Origin of the sequence: Rhizobium jaguaris, assembly GCF_003627755.1 — a bacterium.
In the GTDB taxonomy this organism is placed as follows: Bacteria; Pseudomonadota; Alphaproteobacteria; order Rhizobiales; family Rhizobiaceae; genus Rhizobium; species Rhizobium jaguaris.
On the sequence record NZ_CP032696.1, the window covers coordinates 110,665 to 136,372 of the forward strand.

Consider the following 25,708-nt stretch of genomic DNA (forward strand, 5'->3'; position numbering starts at 1 on the left):
TCAAACGTCAACCCAACTCATTGCGATGCATAGGGATTTCGTGTGGGCGATGATTTATGAAGTCTAATATAGGCGACAGTCTGGCTGAGGTCACGTCTGCCCTAGTCCGACAGTCCGAAGTACGATCCGTTGCCGTCTTCGATACCTTCAGTGCGGGCAGGGCACTTGAGCCTCGGAGGAAAATTGACTGGGAAGCCAACACAGATATTCCAGTTGCTCTGACCTAGGCTTGAATGGCGTCCGGCAAGATCTTTGTCATTAACGTCGCGTCGCCATAAGGTGTCCGCACGTGGTCAATTTCCAACCAGCCGTGCTTTGTATAGAGGCCTTCTGCATCCTCCGTTGTAAGATAAAGCTTTTTATGGCCGAGGCGCAAAGCTTCGTGTTCCAGCTTCTTGATCAGCAATGTGGCCGTGCCTTTATTGCGGTGGAATGGATGGACATATAGCGACTTCAGCCACGGAGAAAGATCGGGTCTTCCCCCAAAATCATACTCGGCCAGGCTGATCATCCCTGTGGGCCTGCTGTCTTCGATGGCAATCAAGGTCAGTGGTATAGAACTCCGTGTGGAGGCTTCGAATTCACGCTCCACCTGCTCGAATGATCCATTGGCTTGACAGCCCCATTGCCCAAAGGACCAACTCGCACAAACGGAAATTAAATCGCGACAACTCTCCAGATACTCAATTGCTATCGGAGCCTGAATGTATGTGTGCTTCGCAGCCATCGTCTCTTCCTTTTTACCGTATGCCGCACGCTCTAAGATTGAGGCCCATAGTGGAGCAGGTCTTCGCACGGGATGATTCCGTCGCCAAAGGGGATCCATAACAACGAATGGGGCATCTGGGTCCTGACCTGCAGGTCATAAGGTGCAAGAGCGTCTTGGACAACGGCCCAACTGTCAACCTGCAAGGATTTCTGGTAGCGCCGTCATCTGGCTGAATGTTCTCATCGCGCCTGCTTCCAGCAATTTATTAGCGTGCTCGAAAGGACAATGAGAACCGCCGACGAAACCAATTACCCGCATTCGAGCCGCCACCGCCGCCTGAACCCCCGCGACGCTATCTTCGATGACCAAGCAGTCATCGGCCGACGTGTCCATTCTTTCAGACGCAAACAGAAAAAGATCTGGGGCGGGCTTGCCGCACGCGACCTGAGAAGCACTGAAGACATAAGGCGAAAAATAATCGTACAGGTCTGTTAGTTTAAGTGCAAAATGCAGCTTTTTCAGATCGCTGCTCGATGCCACGCATCTCTCCGCATTGATGGCCTCCAAAGCTTGATTGACGCCCGAGATTGCCTTGAGATCGCTAGCATACCGTTTGCCAATTTCTGCCATCACAGATTCATGATGACCCTCCGGCAAACGTAGTCCAGACTCAGCTTCGATGATTGAATAAGTTTGGCGATCGGTCATGCCTATGAAGCGACTATTATAAGTATCAGCGGTGATATTATATCCGTGCCCTGCCAATGCTTCGACATGCACCGCGGTAGCAATGATTTCGCTGTCGATTAGGACTCCATCGCAATCGAAAATCAAAAGTTTCGGGGTTTTGCAGGACGTCATAGGATTACTCCATTGTCGACACAAACAATCTTGCAAGAGGGCAGGCCTGCAGGTTAGCCTGAATTCATCCCTTCCATTGCTAGATGGTTGTCGTGATACCGGAAATCTTTGGGCCAAACTTGAAAAGAGCCTTCCAGACCCTGTGAAACGCTTCTGCGTAAAGTTCCATTACCTCGGCTTCATTGGGTGGCGCGATCTCTGATACGTAAAACATCGTATTCAAGAGTTTCACTGTGTTGGGAAAATCGGCGGCTTTCCAATCGTCGGCAATGTTCGGCAGATATTCGAAGACGGGCTTCCTAAGCCAAACTAAAACGGGCGCACCTTCGGCCTGTAGCATTTTGACCACGGTATCCCTTGCCGCCGGACCTGAACCAAAACCGAATGCTTCCGGTTCGATGCGAAGCGGGAAGTTGAGCATGGACTGATCGCAGTCAGATGGGTCGAAGAGCGGAAATAAACCTGGGAGATCTCGGATCATCTCCCATAGAATTTTTCCATTATCTCTTCGAACTTGAAGTTGTGTCTCCAGATTCCCTAATCGCATCTTTGCTATACTCGAGGAGAAGACGTTGGGGCGGTAGTTATAGCCTGCCGAACACGGGGAAAAAGCCCGATCTCCATTTCGAGATGAACTTGTCAGCGAAACGGCGTCCACATGTTCAATTAGGTCTTTGTCCTCCGTAATCACGAATCCCAGTTCGCCGGCTCCAAGGTGCTTGGCGCCATTGCCCGATAAAGCGAGTGCATCTGTATCGATGTATGCTCCGTTTACGATCGCTTTAATGGCGCCGATAGATTGGCAGACGTCATCGATCACCGCGGCACCTCGAGCGCGTGCGGCAGATCTTGCGTGAGGAACACGGATATTATTCCCAAAGAGGTGCGTGATGAGAACCGCTCCGACGCCTGGCCCGAATTTGTCGGCTGCCGCTTCTTGATCGATCCCGACCAAGTTCATGTCGACATCAACGAAGACCGGCTGGAGACCACTGATTGCAATTGGTCCCACCGCTCCAGGCCAATTCAGCGCGGCGGTGACCACGTGTTCGCCCCGGTCTTTAAAATAATCAAGCTCGATATGGATTGCCGCCGTACCACTGCCGACGGCGCGCACCCTCCATTTCCCAGCCCATGTTTCGAGATTTTGCTCCAAGTCGGCCACGATTGGGTGATTAACCCGATGATACCTTCCACTATCTACAACTTCGCGGAGCGCATCTAAATGCTCCGCCTGTGTGGCTGGCCAAGGCGTGATCCGCTTCGGAGGAACGATAGGCTCCCCGCCGAGAAGGGCAAGATCCATTTCCTGCCTGTCCTCTCTGGAGTTATAAAATTCCAGATTATTGCTGGCGTGTCCGTTCATTACACTCCTCCGACAGCTAATTGTGATCGATCATCGGTCAATTTTCTGGGGATGTTCTATTGTTTTATCAAGGAAAATCAACAGATATCAAAATATATTTTAAAGTATATTTTATTATAGATGGAATATCCGACATTGGATGTGGATTTTACTAAAAATATATATCAGCATGATTTACATATACTGAGAGAGCGTGCCTTCTTTTTCCGAAGTGACTATTCGGATGATACGCTGGCGAAGAACTTCAGTTGTGTGATGATCGCCTATACCGCCACCAGTGGGAAGGAGTGTTAAAACCGGCAAGCCACATAGGTCCAAGTTACCACCCGCGATTCCGGGAAACGGCAATGGCCACAGGCAGTCGCGAGGAAGTCGCCGTAAGGGCAATCGAGTTTCGATAAAAAGGGAAAGTCGGATCCAATGGAGTCCATGATAAAAAGATTAGAAAAACGATCGACTGCAGGAAATGCGGACACGTCTAACGGATCTAACAAGCACTGTTTCATCGGGCCGGTCGACGGCAATCAAAACCCCGCCAGACGATTCAAGCCAGCTCATCCTCTAATCTCAGCGGGGACACTGGGGGTCGCAAATCGGGGACGCCTGATACAAGCATTATACGACATGGGCGCGTCGAGCAGGGTGGAGCTCGCGCGCGTCACCGGCGCAAACCGAGCAACTATCGGCGGCATCGTCCAACCATTGATCAACCAGGGTATTCTTGTCGAAGGCGACGTGGTTCCCGCTAATCGGACCGGCGGAAAACCGGCTACCAAGGTGTGGTTCTCGAGGCAGGCCAAGCCGATCTGCGCAGTCCTGCTGATGCCAGAACGTGTCCGCGCGTGCTTGGTCTCACTGGAGGGCGAGATCTATGCTCAACACGATGCCGATTTAACGACAGATCTAAAAGATGCTTCCGATGGATTTCAGATCGTCAGTACCTGTGTTGAAGAGGCAATCGCCTTTGCCCACCTGCCGGTTTTAGGCATCGGGCTGGCAGTTGCCGGAGGGCTCAATGCGGCAAAAGGTTCGATCTTGGCTATGGATCTTGCGCCATGCCTCCATGGATTTCCGATAGAAGCAGAGTTAACAAAAAGGTTCGGGGTTCCGGTCTGCATCGATCCAAATACCAGAGCTTTGCTTGTTGGCGATCGTTGGTTCGGACAAGGACGTGGGCAGAGAAATTTTGCTGCGGTCTATGTCGGTGAGTCATTGGGCGCGGCGATCTATGTCGATGGACATCTTTACAGGGGTGCGGCGGGTGAGGCCGGCCAAATCGGCCATACCATCGTGCAACTCAATGGCCGGATCTGCCGATGCGGACGACGAGGATGTTGGGAAACGATTGCCAGTCTGCAATGGTTAAGAAACGAAGCACAAGCCAGGGGGTTGCCGCAGCCTGGCTCGTTGGATGCGGGCCGTTTGGTGTCGCTTGCCAAGAGTGGCACGGAAGGGGCAAAAGAGCTACTTCAAGCCTACGCGTTCAATATTTCTGTTGGATTGGCGAACCTTCAGCAGCTGGCGGCGCCCAACTGCATTACTCTGCATGGTGATGTCGTGCGTGGAGGAAAATGGATGTTAGAGCTTATTGAAGAGAACTTCAGAGAACTGATATTCAATCCTGCGGATAAACAGATCACCCTCGCTCCCGGCGATAGTGAAGACGTCGCTAGCCTGCGCGGCGCGGCGGGTCTCATTCTCGCAGAATTGCTAGATGTCATAATCTGAACAGAGAAGGGCCAGATTCGATTGGAATTGGGGTCTGCTTGCAAAAGGTGTTCGTCCCGATTTCCAGTGAAACCGCTGCCGTCCAAGTCGAAGACCGAATTGCTTGCCCGCCGCAATCTGTTTGTATTTCCGGTTCGCGCTGAGCCTAAGGCCGGTGGAGCAGACGATGTTGGAGCGCGAGATCTTGTGTTATATGTGCCGGTCCGGCAAAGGGACTGTGCGGCGGCGTGCAGGCGAGGCGAAACTAAGCTAATAACGAGACGAGAACGGACAACCAGATCAAGGCGACTCCCAGCAACAACGCTCGCCTGGCAGCCACGATTTTTTCCTGGCCTTCTTCTGCGACCGGGGTCGTTATAATCCAAGGGACCGAGCCAAGCGCTGCAAACCCGACGAGCGCCAAGATCACAACGATCAAATCGGAGCGGTGCCAGCCGCCGGGCTCATACACGCCCCAATAGCCAAGGAACGCCATTCCCACCGCGAACATGGTGGCGGAGGCAGAGCAAAGCCCGGGAACAGAACCTGATGGTGCACGCATCTCGCATCCTCTCTTGCCGTTCGCACCAAAGGCGATTTCCATGACGGTGCAAACCGCATTTGCACATGTGTGTCAAGGTTCGCGGCCACGTGAAGCATTGATCAATTGTGAGTGGTCGAGGAAAGCCGGACATACAGCGATGCGGTTGACAGCATACGGGCGAGTTCCTCTCTCATCTCGGAATGTGATCGCCGGCTCGTCGCGACATTGACCGGTCTGGCCTCGCAGGCACGGCTTCGTTGTTTTATTCCTCGTTGACAGCTTCCATTCATCTCCCAGCCTGGGCTGAGAGCGGTGCTGTCCAAATCCGCCGGCCACCAAAGCACTGATGTTGACTCTGTCTTTCACTCAGCCGAAAAGAAGTCCTGCCGACAGAGGGAGATAACTCATGGCTGACGAGAATAATACTGGCTCAATCACCGAGATGGCAGACACCAATTCATTGGCAAAAACGCCGGCGCCTAAAATGCAGCGCGCACCGCGACGCCCGAAAGCAGCTGCCGAGGCAACGGTTGCCACGCAAGTTGGCAAGACCGGGAAGGCGCCGCGGGGTCGCAGGAAGCGTCGCGAACAAACCGCAGACACAAAGTCCGCATCTGTCGGAACGCAAGCTGCCGACATCGCGGTCCAGGACGTCACGAAGGACACGGTACGCGAGAGGATGTCACAGCAGCCTGAGCAAACCGTTTCGGCGCCCGCTTCGGCAAGAGACGAGATGGCGGATCTTATTCAGCTGGAAGAGGAAAATAAGAGGCTGCGTAAGCTCTTGGCAGAGAAATTGCGGGCGGAAAATGCCGAACTGCGCAAGCGGCTCGGGCTCGATTGATCGCCGATCAACAGCAGGATGGTGGCGAGATCGACCTTAGCCATCCTTCTCGGCAGGGGATACGTTCGCCGGGCTCACCTACGAGCCCGGTTTTTGGGCTGCGGCGATGTTATGGATACGGATTGGTCGAGGTTGAAGCATTATGAAATCACCGTGGAAATTTCTTGTTCGACTAACCTCGCGAAGACCACCGGCACGCGAGACTTCGATTGGGCATGGTGCCGACACCGACGCAAGCCAAATTGACCGGCAAGAGGCGTTGGAGCTTCCTCTAAACCGAACGGAGCGCACCCTTGGATCCGGGCTCGATGAAAACCGATCTGTTGAGCTCGTCGCGACTGATCCAACGGAATTCGAACCTGAGGTCGATGCCGCGGGCGCGGCCTCGGCGCCGGTCGATGTTGACGAGGTCCAAGAACCGGCGCTTCCTGAGCTCAGGTGGTCGAACGCCGAAGCCTCTGCATTACCGCTTGAAAGCGAGACGAGCAAACAGCCTCGACGAATACCGCAGACAAAAAAAGCCGACACATGCGAAAAGAATCCACGCCGACATGGCGGTGCAGAACGCAGCTGTCGCAGGCGATAATCAAATTGCGCAATCCTCATCGAGACGGGAGGCCTTCTTCGAGGAGATGGCAAGGCTGGACGAGGAAATCAAGCAACTGAGGAGCCAATTGGCTCAAAAGCTGCTTTTGCAGAATGATCAGCTTAAAAAAATGCTTGAGCGATTCGAAATACCGTAAATCTTCATTACGATTTCATAGATGGGACACATATGAAAACACAGCAGCGAAAATTCGTTGTCGAACTCAAATCGGCGCGCCGTCGGACAGCGATGCGGCCGGCTTCTATTTGGGGCGATACCGATCTCAAGGCGCTTGCGCTCGAGGCGGAAGTTGACGCACCGCATCTCTTCGAGCCCAATGTCGTCTCAAATGGTCCGAAACGAGAAGGCGAGCCCTGGGCGGATCCAAAACCGAAAACTCGTCTCAATAATAATTTTGAAACCGGCGACGACAAGCAGATTTCGGCGCCCTCTCTCGATGCGGGACAGATTTGTCCGCCTCAGCAGGACAACGGTCTGACTTTCACCTCTGTTTCACCATTGAAAGAGGGCTCTTCCAGGCGGCCTCGAAAGGATGCAAAGCATCGACGCGACGCGAATGTCAATTACCATGCGAACGACACCGCAAGCCTGCCCAGTGCGCAATCAAACGATAGCCATGGGGATATATCAGTCGATGAGTTAATCGCGCTTGACGAAGAGAATCGACGGCTCAAGGCGTTGCTGGTGAAACATCTTCTTCAACAAAACATGCAGATTCGAAAGATGCTTGCGCGATTTGGCGTCAACTGAGGCATCTTGTAAACCGATCCAGTTTGCGTCTCGGCGGTTAGATCCTTCAAGGCCGCCAATAGAGCTGCGCACCTGTTTGTCGGCAAAGGGCGCACGCTAGCTGCTCGCCAAGCTCGTTCTTGGTCCTGGGCCACGCTTTCTTGCGTGAAGCGATGCTCATCGCCGTGTTCAGCAGATTCGCGGCAGCTGTTCGCCCCACAGCCAATCGATGATGCGACCGCCACCAAACGACGTGGCCATCTGCACGAAGCAATGGTCACTAACCTCGGCATGGCCGATCAGTGCAGCCTCCGCGCCCAACGGATGCGTGCGCATGACGGCGAGCAACGCATCCGCAACCTCTGGCGCCACCAATACGACGAGCTTGCCCTCATTGGCGACGTTAAGCGGGTCGAGGCCGAGGAATTCGCAGGCCGCGGCCACTTCCGGCTTGATCGGAATGGCCGCTTCGTCGAGGCGCAAGCCGATCTTTGAGGCACTGGCGATTTCGTTGAGTATCGCAGCAAGTCCACCGCGTGTTGGATCTCGCATCAGTCTGATTGACGATCCCGCGACCTCGATCATTGCTGCTACCAGCCCGTGCAGCGCCGCTGAGTCCGAAACGATGTTCGTATCGAATTCTAGATTCTCGCGCTTCGACATCACCGCGACTCCGTGATCGCCTATCGAACCCGAGACGATCACAGCATCACCTGGCCGCGCGGCGTCGGAGCGCAGGTCGAGACCGGCTGGAACAATACCGACGCCGGAAGTGCAAATGAAGACGCCGTCGGCCTTGCCGCGCTCAACCACTTTCGTGTCGCCGGTGATGATTGGCACACCTGCCTCGCGGGAGGCCGCACCCATGGTCTCGGCAATACGATCAAGATCTGCGAGCGGAAAGCCCTCTTCAATGATGAAGCCCGCTGAAAGATAAAGCGGCCATGCTCCAGCCATGGCAATGTCGTTAATCGTGCCATGCACGGCGAGCGAGCCGATATTACCCCCCGAAAAAACAGCGGCGACACAACATAGCCGTCCGTGGTCATCACCAGGCGCCCTGCCGGAACGGCAAAGGCAGACTGATCGTTGCCAGCCCTGAGCCAGTCATTGTCGAAAGCCTTATGGAAAATACCCTCGATCAACTGGCCCATGGCACGGCCGCCCGCCCATGCGAAAGATCGACGCGGCCGTTCCTGAGGTCGAGCTTGCACCTAACGCCTTTTATGCTCATCTGACGATCCTGCTGCTTTCGTCGGCCTTCACCTGTCCGCGGAAGCGGCCGTAGATCCAATGCGCGGCGCAGGCGCCTTCCGACGACACCATGCAGGAACCCATCGGCGTATCGGGTGTGCAGACCTTGCCAAACAGCTTGCAATCGGCCGGCTTCTTCATACCGCGCAGGATGGCTGCGCATTCGCAGGCCGGGTTGTCCTGCGCTGCCGGCGTCACCATTCCGAAACGCTTCTCGGCATCGTATTCGCCATATTGGGGTCTGAGGCGGAGTGCACCATAGGGCACTTCGCCCAGCCCGCGCCATTCGAAGCTTTCACGCAATTCGAAGAAATTTGCGATCTCGCTCTGCGCCTTTTCGTTGCCGAAAGTGGTCACGGCGCGAATATACTGGTTCCCCACCTGGTGCAAGCCGTCATTGACCTGACGCACCAGCAACAGGACTGCGTGCATGATATCGAGCGGCTCGAAACCTGCCACCACGACCGGCTTTTTAAATTTTTCGGCAATAAAGTCATACGGCTCCGTACCGATCACCGTGCTGACGTGTGCCGGGCCGATGAAGCCGTCGATCTTGACGGCGCCGGGCTTGCCGACATCTGGGCTTTCGACGATGTTCTGAATAGCGGCCGGTGTCCGCACGTGGTTTGAGAAGATCGAAAAGTTCCGGAGACCCTTCGCGATTGCGAACCGTAGCGCCAGCGCCGTTGGCGGCGTGGTGGTTTCGAACCCGATGGCGAAGAACACGACTTCCCGGTCCGGTTCGGTTTCGGCGATGCTCAGCGAATCGAGTGTCGAATAGATCATGCGGATATCGGCACCGGCCGCCTTGGCCTTCAGTAGGCTCGAGCCGTTCGAGCACGGCACGCGCATCAGGTCGCCATAGGTACAAAGCGTGATTTCTCGCCGCATGGCAAGCGCGATCGCCGCATCGATGCGGCCGATCGGCAGCACACAGACTGGACAACCCGGTCCATGAATCATCCACACATTGGACGGCAGCAAGTCTGCGAGACCGTAGCGCGAAATTGCATGCGTATGGCCTCCGCAAAATTCCATGAAATGATAGCTGCGCGCCGGATTCACTGCCGTTGCGATTTGACGAGCAATATCATTGGCGAGCCTGGCATCGCGATATTCGTCGACATATTTCATGCCGTGCCTCCCACCGTAGCTTCGCGGATCAAGGCAAGCGTTCTTGCCGCTTCTTCCGGATCGATCTTGGCAAGCGCGTAGCCGACGTGCAGGACGACATAGTCGCCAGGCCTGACATCGTCGACAAGTGCGATGGATATGACCTTCGACACGCCGTCGAGCGTCACCTTGGCCATATTGTCTGGCAGCAGTTCCTTCACCTTTACCGGTAGGGCTAGGCACATGTCCGGTGCTCCTGGATCTGTGCAAGATCGTGTTGGATGAGCTGCCGTGCATAAGCGGCTTGGCCGAGCGCGATGCCACCATCATTGGGCGGAATCCGATGCGGCAAGTAGGGTTGAAGGCCGCGGTCGCGCAAGGCGCGGGAGAGACCCTCGGCGAGCACGCGGTTCATGATGCAGCCGCCCCCGAGTACTATGGTTCGCGTCCCGGTCTGCGATGCACCAAGGGCGGCCCAATCGGCCAGGCCGCTGATCAGGGTGCCGTGGAATAGGCCTGCGGCTTCGCGCCCGCCAAGCCGCCGGTCCGCCAGATGGACGATGAGCGGTCGGAAATCGAGCATGCCATCGGCGAGGCTGTAGCCTTCGGCGTGACATTGCGGATCGTCGGCCAGGGCCTCGAGCTCCATTGCTGCCTGCCCCTCGTAACTCTGGACGAGGCGGATACCCGCGATCGCAGCCACCGCATCGAAAAGCCGTCCGAGGCTGGATGTCCCGGCTGATCGCAAGCCGCAGGCAAACATCGCGTCCAAACGCGCGACCCCGGGTGCCCGGGCCAGAGCGTGGCCGCAAGGTCGCGGCGGCCGGCGGCCTGAAGCGCGGCAAGTCCCATGCGCCAGGGCTCGCGCGCCACGCGGTCGGCGCCCACCGCCGGCAACGGCAGAAGCGAAGCGATGCGCTGCCAGCGAGGGCCGTCAACGACCAGCATTTCGCCTCCCCAATTGCTGCCATCGACGCCGTAACCATGACCGTCGAGTGCAAGTCCGAGGATCGGCCTGCGGACGTGATGTTCCGCCGCCACGGCGGCGACATGAGCGAGGTGGTGTTGCACCGGCAGAAGCGGCAGATCCAAACGTTCCGCCATTCGCGCGGAGCGGAAATCCGGATGAAGATCGCAAGCGGCAAATTCCGGCCTGACATCCAGGATGGAGCAGAGATGCTCGAGGGCTTCGCGTTGGAAACGGATCGTCTTGACCGTGTCGAGACCGCCGATGTGCTGCGACAGAAACGCCTCCCGACCCCGCGTCACACAGATCGTGTTTTGAGATCCGCGCCGGTGGCAATCACGCATGGGCCGTCCTCGCCGAGATCGACTGGCTCCGGTACAAAACCTCGCGCGCGCCTCAGGAAACTCGGCGCGCCGTCGATCACCTGCATGACGGAATCGTCGGCGCGAACGGCAATGTCGCGGTTATGTGTGACGATCAGGTCGGCAATGCCGGCGAGCCGTTGGATGGCATCATCATTGTCTGCTATCAGCGGTTCACCTCCGGATTGCCGCTGGTTGCGACCAGCGCGGTGGGAAAGCCCGCCCCCTCGGCGGCAAGCGCAGCAAACAACAGGTGGTGCACTGGCGTATAGGCGAGCATCAGTCCGATCCGCCTAAGGCCCGGAGCAATGAGGTTGGAAAGATGATCGCGCCCATCGATCAGGACGATCGGGGCGGCGGTCGAGGCGAGCAATTGCTCCTCCGCCCGCGAGGGCTTGGCCAATTGCCGGGCTGTCTCGACGTTCGGGACCATGATCGCGAACGGTTTGTCGCCGCGCAACTTGCTCAGTCTGAGACGATCAATCGCCGCATCATTGCGTGCATCGCAGAAGAGCTGGAAGCCGCCGACCCCCTTGATCGCTATGATCTGGCCGTTCGCGAGCCGTGCGGATATCTCGGCGATCGAATGGCTGAGCTCTGGGCCGCAAGCCGGGCAGGCGACGGGCTCAGCATGGAAGCGCCGGCTCTCCGGATTGGCATAGTCTGCGCGGCAGGCGCTGCACATCGGGAACGCGGCCATCGAGGTCTGATGGCGATCGTAGGGGAGCGCGCGCGGGTGATGGTGAAGCGGGGCCCACAATGAGTGCAATTGACAAAGGGATAGCCGAAGAAGCGGCTCGTCGGGTCGTTCAGTTCCTGCTGGCATTCGACACAGGTCGCGGCGTCGGCCCCGATTCGCGTTGCGCCCGGCCGCCGACGTTTTTAAGGATTTCGAACGCGTCCCCGCCGGCCGCCTCCAGTTCCAGAACATCGACGGCATCGACGCGGGCAAGCGGCGGCGCCTCTGACCATAGGCGTTGCGCGAAGCGGTCGGCAGCGGCGCCCTCGACCTCGATCAGCACACCAGCGCTGTCGTTGAGCACAAACCCGGTAAGCTGCATCATCCTGGCCAGCCTGTAGACAAACGGCCGGAATCCTACACCCTGCACGGCACCGCTCACCCGCAGTCGCAGCCGCCGGACACGATCTTCCCCCATCGATGCCAGGCGCGCACCATAAGTCAGGCCACGTTCGAAGGCTTGGTGTTCCCGGCAGCCGCAGCCTCCAACCAGGAATAGAACGCTTCCATCCCTTCGCCGCTGCGGGCAGAAACCGTGAAAGTCTGCAGGCGCGGATTGACCCGCAGCGCATTAGCGATGCAGAGGCCAACATTGAAGTCGAGGTGCGGCAGGAGGTCGGACTTGTTGAGGATCATCAAATCAGCGGCTGCGAACATGTCTGGATTTGAGCGGCTTGTCCTCGCCTTCCGTGACCGAGAGCACCACGACCTTGTGGGCCTCGCCGAGATCGAAAGCGGAAGGACAAACAAGATTACCGACATTTTCGATGAACAGGATCGAACCGGGCTCGGGCGCCAGCTCTTTCACCGCGTGGCCGACCATGTGGGCGTCGAGGTGACAGCCCTTGCCGGTGTTGATCTGGATCGCGGGGCACCGGTCTCGCGGATGCGTGCGGCATCGTTGGAGGTCTGCTGGTCACCTCGATCACGCTGATCGGCATCCGGCCCTTGAGGTGGCGGATGGCGCGCACCAGAAAGCTGTTTTTCCCGAGCCGGGGCTCGAAACGAAATTCAGTGCAAAGGTGTCGTTCCGGCGCAACCAAGCCCGGTTTTCCGCAGCATAGGCATCGTTTTTGGAGAGGATATCTTTTTCAACCTGGACGATACGCTCCTGGCTCATATCTGGCACATGCACGCCGGCAATGCCGTTGCCGTAGTGGAGTCCACCGTCTTCCGCGCGGCGGTCATGATCATGCGCACGATGGCGGTCATGGTCATGGTGATGTCCGTGTCCAGGATCGCGATGGCGGCCGCCATGGTCGTGATGATGATCATGACCGCCGTGCGCGCCGGTCTCGCTCTTGTTAACTTCCATCATTTCCGTCCCGCAACCACATACGGTGCACATCAGATCACCTCCATGTCCTTGATCTTCAATTCGTCGCCCGCCGTCATCTGCACCCGATGGCCGCCGCAGTCCGGGCAGGCGCCAAACCGCTCACAAAGGGTCACCGTTTCCCCAAATCGAGGCACCAGCCCTCGCCGGCGATGCGGTTAATTTCGAGCGCGGCATATTCCGCTATCGTGCCACGCCGCACAGCTTCGTAGCAGAACAGCAGCGAATCCGGATTGACGTGGCTCAAAACACCGACATCAAGCCGGATAGCTTTAATTGCGCGCCCGTTTACACCTACCCGCGCCGTCTCGCAGACGATGGCGATGACGCTTTCCATCAATGACATTTCATGCATGCGCAACGTCGCGAATTCCAACCTTGAACCCCACGCAGGGATCGAACAGCACGGCCAGGCGTGAGACCGACCGGGTCGCGGATTCACCCGCACCGATCCGTGACGACCGAAGTGTTTCGACAAACGGGCCCGCCGGATGAAAATTCCATTCTGTCGGGGCGAGTATGCGGTATGCACAGAGCTTCCCATCCACACCGATTTCGGCCTGATGGTAAAGTCTGCCACGCGCGCATTCCACCGCGCCAAAGCCGCCCGTACCGGGCGTCGGGCCACGGCCATGAGCTCGGAAGGGTCATTCTGGCCCTTGGCAAGATGCTGGAGTTGCATCAAGCAGAGGCGAACATCGCGCAGCGCGCCATGAAGCGTTGCGCAAGGTGAGGGCCGTCGGACCCCTGGCACGGCAAAGCCGGGCATAAGCGCCGGTTTCGGTGACGCGACCGGCAAGATGCGGCAAGGTGCTATAGCCCGCGTCGCAGCAAATGAGCGATAACCTCGGTGTCATCGCCGGCGGTCAGCGGGTCGGTCGGCCGCCCCATAAAAGTTCGGTCGTCCTCAATATCCCGGAAAATCGCCGCGCAAGCCGTGCCGTCCCCGCGACAAGCCATCGTCTTCAGGTATGCCGAGCCCCGCCGCGGCGGCTCCAAGCCGCCGCGTGTTTGCGGCTAGGAAATATGGTCCGTCCTCATCGCTTTCGCGTCATCAATGATAGCCTGGGAAGCGGTCAGAGCCCGGCGCAGATATTGGCCAGCCTCAGCCACGGCACCAGCCAGTAACGAGGGCCAGTGCAAAATTAGCGCCCTCAATGCCTCGAATATCCGTTCCGCCAGCAATCCGGCCATTGCCGCAGACCGACCCTCGGCGGGCATTGGCAGGTCTGCCGCATTCAGTATTGCGAGCCGCGCTGCCACCGATTGCGAAAAGCCCAGAGTGAAAAAACCTGCCCGGCAAGCACGGGCGCTTCTTCGGGTCGGCGGCCGATGAAGATGCGCGTCAACTCTTGCGCGCGTTTAACCCTCACCTCCACCGACGAGGAGCGCTTGTGTCACTGTCACGTCGATCCGGATCGAGCCTGCGCCAAGGAGGAAGGTCATGCAGCACGCTCTCGCTGTCCGCGGAAATTCTTCCGAAGGAGATCGGGGCAACTGAAGCCGGCCGGCGGAGCGGCGGCGTGCGCGCGACGGCCTCGAAGAAAGCGCGCACCGCTTTCTCCCCGTTCTTCCGGCACGGCGAAAAAACTCCTAATGCCGGACCGCCAGAGAGGGTCGCCTTGCGCAGGGGCATGAACGTGCCAGCAGATGTCGCATTCCATCCTGTCCCTGTTCGAGACCGTCCGGCGCTTGCCGACATTCTGGAAGCTCGTCATCTGAAATATGCCTCCCGATATGGCGCAGATGGGCGGCGGAATCGCGGAAATCCTCTTCAGCGGCAAGGGCAAAGGACGGGATGTCGACGATCTCCAGAGCGTCGAGAATGATTGCATCCATGCGATTGTAGAACTGCACGGACCAAACGTTGCGGGTCCCGCCGCCACCACGCGACAGGTGCGATAGCCGTGCGAGGTCAGCTGCACGGGGCCCGGCCGTAGCGCGACCTGCAGGAAATTCATGTCCTGGGGGTTCATCGGAAACAGCGACAAGGTGATAACATGCGCTGGATCGCCGTGCCGATAGCGGTCGATGCGGTCGCCGATCTCGGTCAGCAAGGGCATAACATTCATTGTGCCCGACGGCGCAGGTCCATATGAGAGGCAGCCCGGCAGTACTGCGCAGGCCTGTCTCACCGCCATCGGAATCGACGCAACCTCGATATAATCCGCAATCGGGATGCCGTTGGGGTCCTTGAAGCGGATACGCCATACGCCGGCCGTCACCGCTTCCTGGATATGCGCAAGGACACCGGAGGGCAGTAGCGCTGTTCCGGCGACCTCGCCTGTGCCGAGCGTCTGGGTGATCAGCTGCTTGTCATCGTCGGTGAATTCGGAGATGTCGAATAACCGGCCGGGCTGGTCGGCCTTCTGCACCGCGAGCGTCGCGGCAATGTCGGGCAGCAGCGTTGCAGTTTGGCGGCAGCGACGGATCTTCTCGGCGCTGCTGGTGACGAGGCCGTTGAGCTTGCAGGCGCCTTGCGGTGGATCGGCGCCGATCGGCACCACCGGCGCGGCATCTTCGCCTTCGGGCGCGATCCGGAAAGCTGCTGTCATAGAACGACTCCCTGCCGACATGGGGGAGTTCAACCCCCGGCCTAACGAATGCTAACTATGGCCAGCGCATCCCCGCACCGCCGGTTGCCGATCTTGTCCATATAGTCCGACCAGTGGCGGATCTTGCCAAACACGTGGAGCGGTTGATAGCGGTGTTGCCGAGCTTGGCATGACAATCATGCTGCAGCGCGGCTTCGGCTTGTCCCGGTGCAGCTGACGACGGGGCGCAGCAGCAGGCCCTGAAAGGCCTGCAAGATTTTTGGCAGGACAATGGCGCCATCGTCCGCTTCGGCTCGCTGTGCCGGATCGCCGGTAAAGTACAGAATCGCCGTTTCAGCTTCGCCGCCAGCAGCTCCGAGAAAATGTCGATGCTTGTTTCATCGACGACGGGCGATCGCGTCCGCGCGTTCAGGACGCGGTTCAGATGGGACGGCATTGTCTCCTCCAGATATTGGCTTGCAAACATTCTTCAAATTCTTGTTTGCAAGCGGCGTACCATTTGCAGAGAAATTCGATCGCATTGATCTGAAAGGAAAATTTTCATCGAGATAAAACACCAGCTCTACAAAGACGGGCGGATTGCTTTCAATGATGGAATTTAAACTGTCAGTTTTCCCGCAGGTGGGACGGCAGTTCCGGCTCGCGGGAGATGAGATCGGCAAACAGACTTTCGAACGGCCGTCCTTCGACGGCCTGGCCAAGGCCGGCCAATGCATCGTCGATCATGCGTGCTTCGTCGGCATCGAGCAGCCGTATCGCAGATCCCAAATGAGTAAGAACGTGAGTGCCGACCGGTTGCGGGCCGACCAACAGCATCGATATGGGAAAAACCGATCCGTGGTGCTCACACTGCGCCGTCAATTTGCCGCTGCTCACCACTCGCATCGGAATCCCTATGCACATAATCAGCTCCTCGGTCCGCGAAAGTTCATGATGTCGGGAACCGCATGGATTGGCTGCGAACGGTTCCCGTAGTTTCTAGCCTTGGGAAAAGTTTGAGGGAGCCGGCGAACTGGAACGCACCGACGGTCGCGGGCGCGCCCGAATCCCTCCTCAGGCGGTCAATGCGGCAGGATCGGCGCGCCACTCGTAATGCTCAAAATCGATGCCGTTGCCCAGAAGCGTTGGCGCGCTGCCGCTACGCGGGCTCACGTCGACGCCCCATCGCTCCAGGATACCGGCGGCGGCCATTATCGCCTCCGGAATTACCGCTTTGACGGGCTCTGTCACCGGTCCGCCCCAGCTATCGAGATCCGCCGGCTGGCAGCCGATCAATACGAGTTTCGCGGGATAGCGATCGAGAAGATCGGCAGCGCTTAGGACATCCTGGAAGCCTGTCTGATGCAGGCTGATCTTTTTGGCGCCGGTGAATTTCGGCACTTCGTCATTCGCGACGATCTTCAGTGTCCCGGGCGCGAGCCCGAAATCGATGGCGTCGAAGATAATCAAATCATCGGCCTCGGTCACATGGTGCACGAGATAGAGGCCCTGGGTGCCGCCATCGAGCACGGTGACATTGTTCGGCACCGCATAGGCGCGGTGGAAGGCTTCGACAGCGCGAACGCCGAAACCTTCGTCGGCCCAGAGAATATTGCCGACGCCGAGCACTAAGACGCGGCGTTTGCGAAAGTTTGGTTCGCCCATCTAGTCCTCCTTGCGCTTGGACAGTCGCTCGCCCGAAATCATCGACGAGACGATGCTTTGGCGGCTGATGATGTCCTCGCGTACCGCGACATAGATATGGATCATTACGAAGATCAGAATTCCCCACATTCCGAGGCGATGAAAGGTGTGGACGTCCTGACTGTTCGGCCAGATCGAAAATACCCAGCCGAACAGCGCATATTCCCAGCTGTCGCGTCCGACACCTTCGCTATAGAGGGCAAATCCGGTGATTATCATGAATGCCAGCGGCAGCGTGAACATCAGGAACATGACGAACTGCGACAGCGGATTGTGGCCGGGATATTTCAGCGCCTTTCCAGCGAGGAACGTGTACCAGCGCACATCGTGCAGCCATTCGCTCCAGAACCGCCCGCTCCAGAAGGGAACGTAGAAGATTTGACGCGCATGCACATTGCCGACGAAGGCCCAGTAGATCCTAAGGAGCAGGACCGCGACCAGGCTCTGGCCGGCGACGAAATGAGTGAAACGGATATAGCCCATGAGGAAATGAGCGCTCGCCTCGCCGGCCATGGCAGGCAACGGGCTGCCGATGAAATAGCCGGTCAGCGCTAGCGTCACAATGGAGAAGGCGTTCACCCAGTGCCAGAGCCGCACGGGCGCCTCGTAGACATACACGCTTTGGTACTCGCTGGCGCGTTCGCCATCAGCGTCGGAAGTATCGGAAAGGCTCATGATCGTCCCTCATCTGACCTGGACTTTGGCCATTTCCTGTCCATTCGGGCTCATGACATGCGTGGAGCATGCAAGGCACGGATCGAAGGAATGGATAGTTCGGAGGATTTCGAGTGGCTGCGACGGATCCGACATCGGCGTGTCGATCAGGGAAGCCTCAAACGCGCCGATATTGCCCTCCGGATCGCGCGGACTGCCGTTCCAGGTCGTCGGCACCACGCATTGATAATTGTCGATCTTGCCGTCCCTGATCTTGATCCAGTGGGCGAGGGCGCCGCGCGGCGCCTCGGTGAAGCCGACGCCTTTGACCTCGGAAGGCCAGGTCTCCGGCTTCCATTTGTCGATGAAGGCGGTGGCGCTATCGCCGGCCTTGATGTTGGCGACCAGCTTGTCCTGGAAATAGCGCATCTGCCGGCCGGCCCAGACAGATTCGAGCGCGCGGGCGGCGGTGCGCCCGAGCGTCGAAAACAACGCCACGGTCGGGAGGCCGAGATCCTTCAGGACCTTGTCGACCGGATCCTTGAACTCTGGCCTGCCTTGCGCGTAGCCTAAGACCCAGCGGGCGAGCGGGCCGACTTCCATGGCGTGGCCACGCCAGCGCGGCGCCTTGATCCAGGAATATTTGCCGCCCTCGTCCAGCTCTTGAATGTTGGTCTTGGTGCCCTTCGTATTCGGACCAAGCTCATAATGCGGCACAGTGACACCGTCCCAGGGATGCAGGCCCTTGGCCCCCTCCGGATATTTGTACCAAGAGTGACTGACGAATTCCTGGATCTGCTCTGGATCGGAATGATCGACGGGTAGGACTTCCTCGAGATTGCCGTTAATGATCGCACCGCGCGGCAGCTTCAGGCTCGCGTCGGTATAGTCATTTGCGTGTTCCGGCACATCGCCATAGGCAAGGACGTTTCTGCCCGACAATCCGCCGCCGAAGAGCCAGTCCTTATAGAAGGAGCCGATCGCCATGATGTCGGGCAGGTATACCTTCTCGTTGAACTCGATCAGCTGGTCGATGATCGACGAAATGTGGTTCAACCGTTCGATTGTGATGGCGCCAACGGCGCCTGTGCCGTCGAGATTGATAGGACAAGGCACGCCGCCGACCAGCCAGTTCGGATGCGGGTTCTTGCCGCCGAAGATCGCGTGGATCTTGACGATCTCCTTCTGAAAATCGAGGGCTTCGAGATAGTGTGCCACGGCCATCAGGTTCGCTTCTGGCGGAAGCTTGTAGGATGCATTGCCCCAGTAGCCGTTTTTGAACGGGCCAAGCTGGCCAGATTCGACGAACTTCTTGAGCCGTGTCTGAATGTCTTTGAAGTAACCCGGCGAAGACAGTGCCCAATCGGACATCGATTGCGCAAGCGCCGATGTGGCCTTCGCATCCGCCTTGAGAGCAGAAATGACATCCACCCAGTCGAGCGCATGCAGGTGATAAAAATGCACGACATGGTCATGCACCTGCAGTGCCAGCTGCATCAGATTGCGAATCGAATTGGCGTTTTCCGGGATGGTTATGCCGAGCGCATTTTCTACCGCCCGCACGGATGTGAGCGCATGAGTTCCGGTGCAGACGCCGCAGATGCGTTCGGTGAAAGCCCAGGCGTCGCGTGGATCGCGATTTTTGAGGATGACTTCGATGCCGCGCCACATTGTGCCGGTAGAAACGGCATTGCGGATGACGTTGTCTTGGTCGACGTTGACCTCGATACGCATGTGACCTTCGATGCGAGTTACCGGGTCGACCACAATACGCTTGCCGGAATTGTCGAGCGTGAAGCCATCTGGCGTTCGAATGGTCATCGTGATCCTTCCTGTCCCTGCAGACGTTAAAGGTTGGGTTTCCCGCGCTTGGCAATGACCCGCTTGGCGGTCGTGATTGCAGCGTGGGCAGCGATCACGCCGCCGACAACACCGGCTGCGGTCATACCCACTTGGTCCGCGGTGGCTTCTATGCCGAATTGGTTGATGTGCGTCAGCCGGGAATAGAAGCTGTCCTTGTCCCAGATACCGTCTTCCGAGCAGCCAATGCAGCCATGGCCGGACTGGATCGGGAAGGAGACGCCGCCATTCCAACGAACGGTCGAGCAGGCATTGTAGGTGGTCGGTCCTTTGCAGCCCATCTTGTAAAGGCAGTAGCCCTTGCGCGCGCCTTCATCGTCCCATTCCTCGACGAACTGGCCAGCGTCGAAATGCGGGCGGCGATAGCACTTGTCGTGGATACGCTGCGAATAGAACATCTTCGGCCGGCCCTGGCGGTCGAGTTCGGGCAGCTTGCCGAACGTGGTGATGAATGTGATGACGCCGGTCATCACCTCTGCGATGGGCGGACAGCCCGGCACTTTGATAATCGGCTTGTCGCGGATCACTTTGTCGATCGGCGTCGCCCCAGTGGGGTTCGGTTTTGCCGCCTGAACGCAGCCCCAGGAGGCGCAGGTTCCCCAGGCGATGATAGCCAGGGCACCCTCGGCCATCCATTTGAGCTTCTCGACAAAGGGCCTGCCGCCATCGATGCAGAACATACCGTCTTCGTTGAGCGGCGGATTGCCTTCAACGGCAAGAATGTACTTGCCCTTGTACTTTTCCGTGGTCTCCTCAAGGATCGCCTCGGCCTGGTGGCCGGCTGCCGCCATGATCGTATCGTCGTAATCGAGCGAGATCATCGACAGGACGACGTCCTTGACCAGAGGATGAGCCGAGCGGATGAAGCTTTCCGAACAGCAGGTGCATTCGAGCCCATGCATCCAGATCACCGGCACGCGCTCGTTGGTTTCGAGCGCCTCTGCCATTGCGGTCGCAGTACCGGGGCCGAAGCCGAGGCTGACTGCCGTCAGGCTGCAGAATTTCAGGAAACTGCGGCGGGTTACACCCTGGCGGCGGATGATATCGTAAAACGTTTCTGGCGCGGCCATATTGCTCCTCGAACTTTGCATCCCTCAGGCTTTTCAAGCCAGCGACGTTGAGGCAGATGCCTGCAAAAAGCGCACCAGTTGTAGAACTGGCTCGCCGACTTTTTGTTTTCATTCGGACTGAAGGTTGGTGAGGATTAAGATTTTTGCCTGCTGACAGTCAGCGTCATGACACCGTCGGTGTTGCGCCTCTGGCCGAGGGCATCGATTGCAATGCCATCGCCGCCTAGGTGTTCGATACCCAACTGGACCATCGAGGAGATGAACGAATGCAGCGTGTAGATCATCATTTTCCAGGGTCTCGCAACGCAAATGTCGCATCGACCGATGCGGAAATCTACTAGGGGGTGCAACCCGATAGACAACTGTCTGCAAACTCGTTGCACGTGATCGCTGTGCTATTCGACAAAGCGACGTCTTCGCAATGATCTGTGCCTGCGCCGCAGTCATAAATTCCCAACCTCAACGGCCCCCAATCATGAGCGGCTGGTGGGTTGCCATTTCAAACCGCTTCCGCCGCGGTCTCTGACTGGGAGCCGATGCGGCCCGTCGTGCGGTAGTCACCGAGATCTGCTTCCTTCGTCAGGTTCCAATAATCGATCAGGCGCCAAGGGCTGTTGGTCACGATTCGCCCCCGGTCGTTGCGGAAATAGGTAGACATGCCGGGATGGCTCCAGATCATATTCTGGTGCATTTCTTGGATCGTCCGGTTGTAGCGCTGATATACGTCTTGCCGGCATTCCACCTCGATCAGCTTCTTTTCTCCCATCTGGCGCAGAACGCTCAACACGTAATCGAGTTGGCTTTCGATCGTGAAAATGAAGTTGCCGCGATGACCGAGGGCTGTATTGGGACCGTAGAGCATGAAGAAGTTCGGAAAGCCCGCCACGACGGTACCCAGATAGGCCTGACAGTCGTCATCGTTCCAGACCTCACGTACTGTCACGCCATTGCGTCCGAATACCTGAACCGGAAGCAAGAAGCGTGTGATATCGTAGCCCGAGGCGACAATGAGAACGTCTGCCTCATGGGTGTCGCCATTTATCGCGCGGATCGACTTGCCTTCAACATGGGCAGCAGCGCTGTCTACTAGATTAACTTGCGGCTTCAACAGGGTTCGGTACCAGCCGTTGTCCAGGAGCATTCGCTTGCCGAATGGCGGGTAGGGCGGGATGACCTTGGCCAATAGCTCGGGATGCCCGGCCAGCTGCTCTTCGATGTATCGTGTGTAGGTCTCGCGATGGTCGTCGTTCATCGCATTCACAGAGCGATCAGGATGCGTCCACGCCGGGTCCTTCTGTAGGGACTGGTGCACTTGACTGTCAAAAATCCAACTCAGCCGGAGCCTATAAAGCCATTCGTAGTGTGGTACCTCGCGCAGCAAGAACCGCACCGGCTCGGCAACCGGCATACGAAACTTTGGAAAGGGCGCCGCCCATTGGCGCGACCGTTGGAAGATTGTCAGGGCACCCACCCGATCTGCGATTGCTGGGACAACCTGCATTGCCGAGGCTCCATTACCAATCACAGCCACGCGTTTGCCGTCGAGTCTAACCTCTGGATCCCAATTCGAGGTGTGTATCACCGGGCCGTCGAAGTCACGCAGGCCTGAAATATTCGGCCATTTCGGCGTGGTAAAGCCTCCGACGGCCGAAATGACCACATTGGTCACGAGGGTTTCTTCCGTACCGTCTGGCAAGCGTAACCGGGAATGCCAAGTCCGGCTCTCTTCGTCATAGCGAGTGTGGAGGCATTCCGTGCCGTAGCGGATCGAGCTCTCGATCCCGAATTCGCAGGCAACCCGGTTAAGATAGTCGTCGATTTCTCGCTGCAAAGGGAAGAACTTGCTCCAGTCGCCACTGGCAAAAGTGTAGGAGTAAAGATGTCCGGGCGTGTCCACTCCACAGCCAGGGTAGTGATGTGAATGCCAGACGCCGCCGGTGCGGTTTTGCTTTTCGATCTGGATGTAGGAAACGCCCAGTTGTCGTAGCCGAATTGCGGCCGCCATACCGGACATGCCGGCTCCGATGACAAGCACGCGGAAGTCCTCCGGCAAGCACACCGGATCGGGAACCGCGCCCGAATACCTCCGCAGCTTGTGGATCATCATGTCAGCATATTCCGGCGGAATAGGCTCAGCCTCCGACATGGATAGCATGCGGATCAACTCTTCTGCCGATAAGTCCGGCTTGGCGATGTGTTCTCCCTGGCGCCACGCCGTGATGGCGGTCAGTGCTGCATCGCGAACCTCCGCCTGCAGTTCGACTGTCAGACCGCCGGAATCGTTGTCGTCCCATCCGCTCTTCACGGGAATAAACGGCGGGTTTAGCCAATAGTCTCGTCCTGTGAACTGATAAAGAAGGAGCAACAGGGTTGGAATATTGGCCGAAGGGAGCGCTTCGGCGATACGCCGGCGGAACTGGTCGGGGTCTGTGGAGTGTCCCATGGTTTAGGTTCCTGCAATTGCAAGGGTCTGGACCGATACGCCAAGGCATCGCGCCAGCACGCGAATTTGCTGTCCAACTTCGCGCGGTTTTGACGACGGGCATGAGGGAGGTTCGGCAGTAATCCGCCGAATATCTAATCCAGAACGCGTTTGGGCGGTCGGCATCGATCGCCACGTGCGAAGAACCGCTTATGAGGCGCCCTCAGATCGGAAGTTGCGACGGCGATGAGGCTTTGCTCGGGGCATTCGTTTCGCTCGCCCGCGCACAACTGAAAACGTCTGCGCGGTCTCTTCCGTCTTCTGGATCTGGAACGTTCTGCTGTCGGATAACCGGACGTAGGTCCCGGCAGAAAGTATTGTGCTAACATATCGACATCTCCGTGCGATTATCGTCGACCCGTGACGCGTCTGCAAATGCGTCGCAGCAATGGGCGTGCCAAAGTAGAAATCGATGCTAATTCAATACAATAGGCAAAAATTGTATATTTCTCATATCCAGCATTGTCACCCATCGGACAAAGCCGTGCGACACTGACCTATTAGACGCCTGATGAGCAAGCGGGACTCCTGACGCCTCTTCTCGCCAGGACATCGGGCTCGGCGACCAAGCGTTTCAACTGTGAAGGTTGTCCAGTCCTCCACGCCCGATACCCCATGTCGCTCTGACTGATAATGGACAGCAAAGTCTTGCCAGACATGGTCAAAACGGCTGGTTATTGGCCATCGCATGCTAGGATTGACGTTCGCCGGCGACGGCGGAAAGACTTGTTTTTAAGTCGCCTTTTCTAACACGTGAATGTCTGAGCCGGCATTATCTGAAAGCACGTCGATCGGCACAAGCCCTGCCAAGTTCGCACATTCCCTGAAAAACGCTTCGGAAAAAGAAAACGAGTTCTTTAAATGCAGACGATCACCGCTTTTCAATGCGATGCTTTCTTCATTAAGATTAAATGATAAATCTCTATTTACGATAGCCGTATGTATTACTTGCATGAACTTGTCGTTACCCTTCATATCTGCTTCATACTCAAAGGCACTGGGATCAAAATTATCGTCGACGGGTAACTCTGCCTTCATTCGATAGAATACATTCAGCTGAAATTCAGGATGCGCTTCGTAGTAGGCTCTTGCGACATCCCACCTCAGATCCGAGCCAATTGAGATTGCAAGCCAGCACCGCTTCGCGCTGTTCGATATTGTCTTCAGCGCCTGGACGACCGTCGTCACGGGAGGGGTTTCACTTATGCTGGCGGCGAGGTTTCCAAATGTCCGGCCAAACATGACGACAAATGCCGCTTCCTCATCGAAAAAAAAGCGCTGCCCAGAAAATATATCGTCGCGAATGAATTCGATTTTCAAGCCGCAAGGAGCAGGCAATTGCTCAATGTCCCGAAGGAACTCGTTCGAGCGATCGACCAGTACGCAGCGTGAGGCCTTACCGCGCAATTCCGTTGCAAGGGGAAGGGTCTTCTGTTGGAATGCCCGCACTGTTCCGGGACCATACTCCAGAATTGACACCCCTTTTTGAGACCGCTCGTCTTGATGATGCCATCGGACATAGTCTCTCACTTTCTGCTGAAGTTCTTGCGCCAACTTGATCTCGGCATCCACCATATTGGCTGTCCCGGTGTCGAGCGCATTATTGATCCTCTGGGCCTCAGCCTTTGCCCACAACAACGAGCCACTCATCGAATTGCCGTCCCGGTCAAGTCCCGTGTGGTGAGCGTATTGCTCGGGACCTAGGTCTGGCGCATATTTTTGCCGAAACAGCTCCAAACTCGTTTCGAGAAAGCTCACAATTGCTCTCCTCTCGCTGTGGTGATGGGATAATCGGCGGGCGAAACTTCGCGCAGGAAATTCATCTCACTGAACAAGCATTGAGCGCCTAATTCGGGGCGACGGTCTCAAGCGCCTTCGCATTGTACGGTATTGGCGGCGGCTACCGGCGTGTTTGTCAGGCAGGTCCTTAGATGTTCTTCCTCCTTGGCCCGGCGGTCGGCGGCCGGTTAGGCATTATTCGGGCCAAACGAGAACATCGTTTTAAAACAAGGAAGTGATACCAACGCAGCTTTTCCTGTGTCCGACATTGTCGGAACCGGGACACCGCAACGTCACTGCGCATGGTCGTCCACCTCGGCGCCGTCGCAAGCCGCTTTCCGCCAGTTTTGTTAGATCCCCGACACTGGTGTTATTCAGTCATTCGGTTGCCTGGCTCACATTAACCAGTTGAAAAGAAATCGGAAAATTGCTGTGCGGCAGCCAAGGAAACTGGCATGAATATTGAATTCTCCTATGCAAGGCGTTT

At 57.4% G+C, this 25,708-nt stretch carries 19 protein-coding genes and 5 pseudogenes; 4 read left to right on the plus strand and 20 right to left on the minus strand.

Annotated features, from left to right (window positions below):
• Positions 1-223 precede the first annotated feature (223 nt).
• From CCGE525_RS34650 to CCGE525_RS34660, 3 genes are all read right to left on the minus strand, one after another.
• Positions 224-727: a GNAT family N-acetyltransferase gene (locus tag CCGE525_RS34650; RefSeq protein ID WP_120708867.1), complete on the minus strand. Its 504-nt coding sequence runs from the start codon at positions 725-727 to the stop codon at positions 224-226.
• Positions 728-901: 174 nt separating this feature from the next.
• On the minus strand, positions 902-1,570 hold the full coding sequence (locus tag CCGE525_RS34655) for an HAD family hydrolase (protein WP_120708868.1): 669 nt from the start codon (positions 1,568-1,570) through the stop codon (positions 902-904).
• A gap of 79 nt (positions 1,571-1,649) precedes the next feature.
• On the minus strand, positions 1,650-2,876 hold the full coding sequence (locus CCGE525_RS34660; RefSeq protein WP_245472482.1) for a DegT/DnrJ/EryC1/StrS family aminotransferase: 1,227 nt from the start codon (positions 2,874-2,876) through the stop codon (positions 1,650-1,652).
• A 684-nt stretch (positions 2,877-3,560) separates the two neighbouring features.
• On the opposite strand from CCGE525_RS34660, the gene CCGE525_RS34665 reads away from it, so the two are divergent.
• Positions 3,561-4,664, plus strand: a complete 1,104-nt coding sequence (locus CCGE525_RS34665; RefSeq protein ID WP_245472447.1) for an ROK family protein — start codon at positions 3,561-3,563, stop codon at positions 4,662-4,664.
• 244 nt (positions 4,665-4,908) lie between these two features.
• On the opposite strand, the gene CCGE525_RS34670 is transcribed toward CCGE525_RS34665, so the two are convergent.
• A complete protein-coding gene (locus CCGE525_RS34670; protein WP_120709174.1) occupies positions 4,909-5,205 on the minus strand; it encodes a hypothetical protein in 297 nt (98 codons plus the stop codon).
• Between the two features lie 388 nt (positions 5,206-5,593).
• Here CCGE525_RS34670 and CCGE525_RS34675 point away from each other — a divergent pair, with 388 nt between their 5' ends.
• The 3 genes from CCGE525_RS34675 to CCGE525_RS34685 all read left to right on the plus strand — a co-directional run bounded on the left by CCGE525_RS34675 (position 5,594) and on the right by CCGE525_RS34685 (position 7,388).
• A complete protein-coding gene (locus CCGE525_RS34675) occupies positions 5,594-6,031 on the plus strand; it encodes a SyrB-like regulator (RefSeq protein ID WP_120708870.1) in 438 nt (145 codons plus the stop codon).
• Positions 6,032-6,429: 398 nt separating this feature from the next.
• A complete protein-coding gene (locus CCGE525_RS39305; protein ID WP_245472449.1) occupies positions 6,430-6,774 on the plus strand; it encodes a cytochrome P450 in 345 nt (114 codons plus the stop codon).
• A gap of 32 nt (positions 6,775-6,806) precedes the next feature.
• Positions 6,807-7,388, plus strand: a complete 582-nt coding sequence (locus tag CCGE525_RS34685; RefSeq protein ID WP_120708871.1) for a hypothetical protein — start codon at positions 6,807-6,809, stop codon at positions 7,386-7,388.
• 168 nt (positions 7,389-7,556) lie between these two features.
• Here CCGE525_RS34685 and hypE read toward each other — a convergent pair.
• The 16 genes and pseudogenes from hypE to CCGE525_RS34770 form a co-directional block, all read right to left on the minus strand.
• Positions 7,557-8,601: pseudogene (gene hypE, locus CCGE525_RS34690) on the minus strand (hydrogenase expression/formation protein HypE).
• On the minus strand, positions 8,598-9,755 hold the full coding sequence (gene hypD, locus CCGE525_RS34695) for a hydrogenase formation protein HypD (protein WP_120708872.1): 1,158 nt from the start codon (positions 9,753-9,755) through the stop codon (positions 8,598-8,600). Before hypD ends, hypE begins: the two are co-directional and overlap by 4 nt.
• A complete protein-coding gene (locus tag CCGE525_RS34700) occupies positions 9,752-9,979 on the minus strand; it encodes a HypC/HybG/HupF family hydrogenase formation chaperone (protein WP_120708873.1) in 228 nt (75 codons plus the stop codon). The genes hypD and CCGE525_RS34700 overlap by 4 nt, the downstream gene beginning before the upstream one ends.
• Positions 9,970-12,220, minus strand: a pseudogene (gene hypF, locus CCGE525_RS34705) (carbamoyltransferase HypF). The gene CCGE525_RS34700 and the pseudogene hypF overlap by 10 nt, the downstream one beginning before the upstream one ends.
• A gap of 23 nt (positions 12,221-12,243) precedes the next feature.
• Positions 12,244-13,150 (minus strand): annotated as a pseudogene (gene hypB / locus CCGE525_RS34710) (hydrogenase nickel incorporation protein HypB).
• Positions 13,150-13,493, minus strand: a pseudogene (gene hypA / locus CCGE525_RS34715) (hydrogenase maturation nickel metallochaperone HypA). Before hypA ends, hypB begins: the two co-directional pseudogenes overlap by 1 nt.
• A 1,238-nt stretch (positions 13,494-14,731) precedes the next feature.
• Positions 14,732-15,714 (minus strand): annotated as a pseudogene (locus CCGE525_RS34730) (hydrogenase expression/formation protein).
• Between the two features lie 155 nt (positions 15,715-15,869).
• Positions 15,870-16,019 carry a thioredoxin domain-containing protein gene (locus CCGE525_RS39975; protein WP_120709175.1) on the minus strand — a complete coding sequence of 50 codons (150 nt, stop codon included), beginning with the start codon at positions 16,017-16,019 and terminating at the stop codon, positions 15,870-15,872.
• Between the two features lie 280 nt (positions 16,020-16,299).
• Positions 16,300-16,596 (minus strand): HypC/HybG/HupF family hydrogenase formation chaperone, encoded by a 297-nt coding sequence (gene hypC, locus CCGE525_RS34740; protein WP_120708875.1) that lies wholly within the window; start codon positions 16,594-16,596, stop codon positions 16,300-16,302.
• A 150-nt stretch (positions 16,597-16,746) separates the two neighbouring features.
• Positions 16,747-17,337 carry a HyaD/HybD family hydrogenase maturation endopeptidase gene (locus CCGE525_RS34745; RefSeq protein ID WP_120708876.1) on the minus strand — a complete coding sequence of 197 codons (591 nt, stop codon included), beginning with the start codon at positions 17,335-17,337 and terminating at the stop codon, positions 16,747-16,749.
• On the minus strand, positions 17,338-18,051 hold the full coding sequence (gene cybH, locus CCGE525_RS34750; RefSeq protein ID WP_120708877.1) for a Ni/Fe-hydrogenase, b-type cytochrome subunit: 714 nt from the start codon (positions 18,049-18,051) through the stop codon (positions 17,338-17,340).
• A gap of 9 nt (positions 18,052-18,060) precedes the next feature.
• Complete coding sequence (locus CCGE525_RS34755; RefSeq protein WP_120708878.1) at positions 18,061-19,851, minus strand: nickel-dependent hydrogenase large subunit; 1,791 nt, start codon at positions 19,849-19,851, stop codon at positions 18,061-18,063.
• A gap of 26 nt (positions 19,852-19,877) precedes the next feature.
• Positions 19,878-20,960: a hydrogenase small subunit gene (locus tag CCGE525_RS34760; protein WP_120708879.1), complete on the minus strand. Its 1,083-nt coding sequence runs from the start codon at positions 20,958-20,960 to the stop codon at positions 19,878-19,880.
• A gap of 134 nt (positions 20,961-21,094) precedes the next feature.
• Positions 21,095-21,247 carry a hypothetical protein gene (locus CCGE525_RS38610; protein ID WP_162950417.1) on the minus strand — a complete coding sequence of 51 codons (153 nt, stop codon included), beginning with the start codon at positions 21,245-21,247 and terminating at the stop codon, positions 21,095-21,097.
• A 212-nt stretch (positions 21,248-21,459) separates the two neighbouring features.
• A complete protein-coding gene (locus tag CCGE525_RS34765; RefSeq protein ID WP_120708880.1) occupies positions 21,460-23,403 on the minus strand; it encodes a flavin-containing monooxygenase in 1,944 nt (647 codons plus the stop codon).
• A 771-nt stretch (positions 23,404-24,174) separates the two neighbouring features.
• Positions 24,175-25,200, minus strand: a complete 1,026-nt coding sequence (locus CCGE525_RS34770; RefSeq protein ID WP_245472452.1) for an L-histidine N(alpha)-methyltransferase — start codon at positions 25,198-25,200, stop codon at positions 24,175-24,177.
• Positions 25,201-25,708: the final 508 nt, after the last annotated feature.

Bases quoted from the DNA above. Each gene is read 5' to 3' on its own strand.
- CCGE525_RS34655 (WP_120708868.1), bottom strand. From the start codon at position 1,570: ATGACGTCCTGCAAAACCCCGAAACTTTTGATTTTCGATTGCGATGGA.
- CCGE525_RS34660 (WP_245472482.1), bottom strand. From the start codon at position 2,876: ATGGATCTTGCCCTTCTCGGCGGGGAGCCTATCGTTCCTCCGAAGCGG.
- CCGE525_RS34675 (WP_120708870.1), top strand. From the start codon at position 5,594: ATGGCTGACGAGAATAATACTGGCTCAATCACCGAGATGGCAGACACC.
- CCGE525_RS34755 (WP_120708878.1), bottom strand. From the start codon at position 19,851: ATGACCATTCGAACGCCAGATGGCTTCACGCTCGACAATTCCGGCAAG.
- cybH (WP_120708877.1), bottom strand. From the start codon at position 18,051: ATGAGCCTTTCCGATACTTCCGACGCTGATGGCGAACGCGCCAGCGAG.
- CCGE525_RS34765 (WP_120708880.1), bottom strand. From the start codon at position 23,403: ATGGGACACTCCACAGACCCCGACCAGTTCCGCCGGCGTATCGCCGAA.
- CCGE525_RS34650 (WP_120708867.1), bottom strand. From the start codon at position 727: ATGGCTGCGAAGCACACATACATTCAGGCTCCGATAGCAATTGAGTAT.
- hypD (WP_120708872.1), bottom strand. From the start codon at position 9,755: ATGAAATATGTCGACGAATATCGCGATGCCAGGCTCGCCAATGATATT.
- CCGE525_RS34760 (WP_120708879.1), bottom strand. From the start codon at position 20,960: ATGGCCGCGCCAGAAACGTTTTACGATATCATCCGCCGCCAGGGTGTA.
- CCGE525_RS34670 (WP_120709174.1), bottom strand. From the start codon at position 5,205: ATGCGTGCACCATCAGGTTCTGTTCCCGGGCTTTGCTCTGCCTCCGCC.
- CCGE525_RS34665 (WP_245472447.1), top strand. From the start codon at position 3,561: ATGGGCGCGTCGAGCAGGGTGGAGCTCGCGCGCGTCACCGGCGCAAAC.
- CCGE525_RS34745 (WP_120708876.1), bottom strand. From the start codon at position 17,337: ATGGGCGAACCAAACTTTCGCAAACGCCGCGTCTTAGTGCTCGGCGTC.
- hypC (WP_120708875.1), bottom strand. From the start codon at position 16,596: ATGTGCATAGGGATTCCGATGCGAGTGGTGAGCAGCGGCAAATTGACG.
- CCGE525_RS34700 (WP_120708873.1), bottom strand. From the start codon at position 9,979: ATGTGCCTAGCCCTACCGGTAAAGGTGAAGGAACTGCTGCCAGACAAT.
- CCGE525_RS39305 (WP_245472449.1), top strand. From the start codon at position 6,430: ATGTTGACGAGGTCCAAGAACCGGCGCTTCCTGAGCTCAGGTGGTCGA.
- CCGE525_RS38610 (WP_162950417.1), bottom strand. From the start codon at position 21,247: ATGATGATCTACACGCTGCATTCGTTCATCTCCTCGATGGTCCAGTTG.
- CCGE525_RS34685 (WP_120708871.1), top strand. From the start codon at position 6,807: ATGAAAACACAGCAGCGAAAATTCGTTGTCGAACTCAAATCGGCGCGC.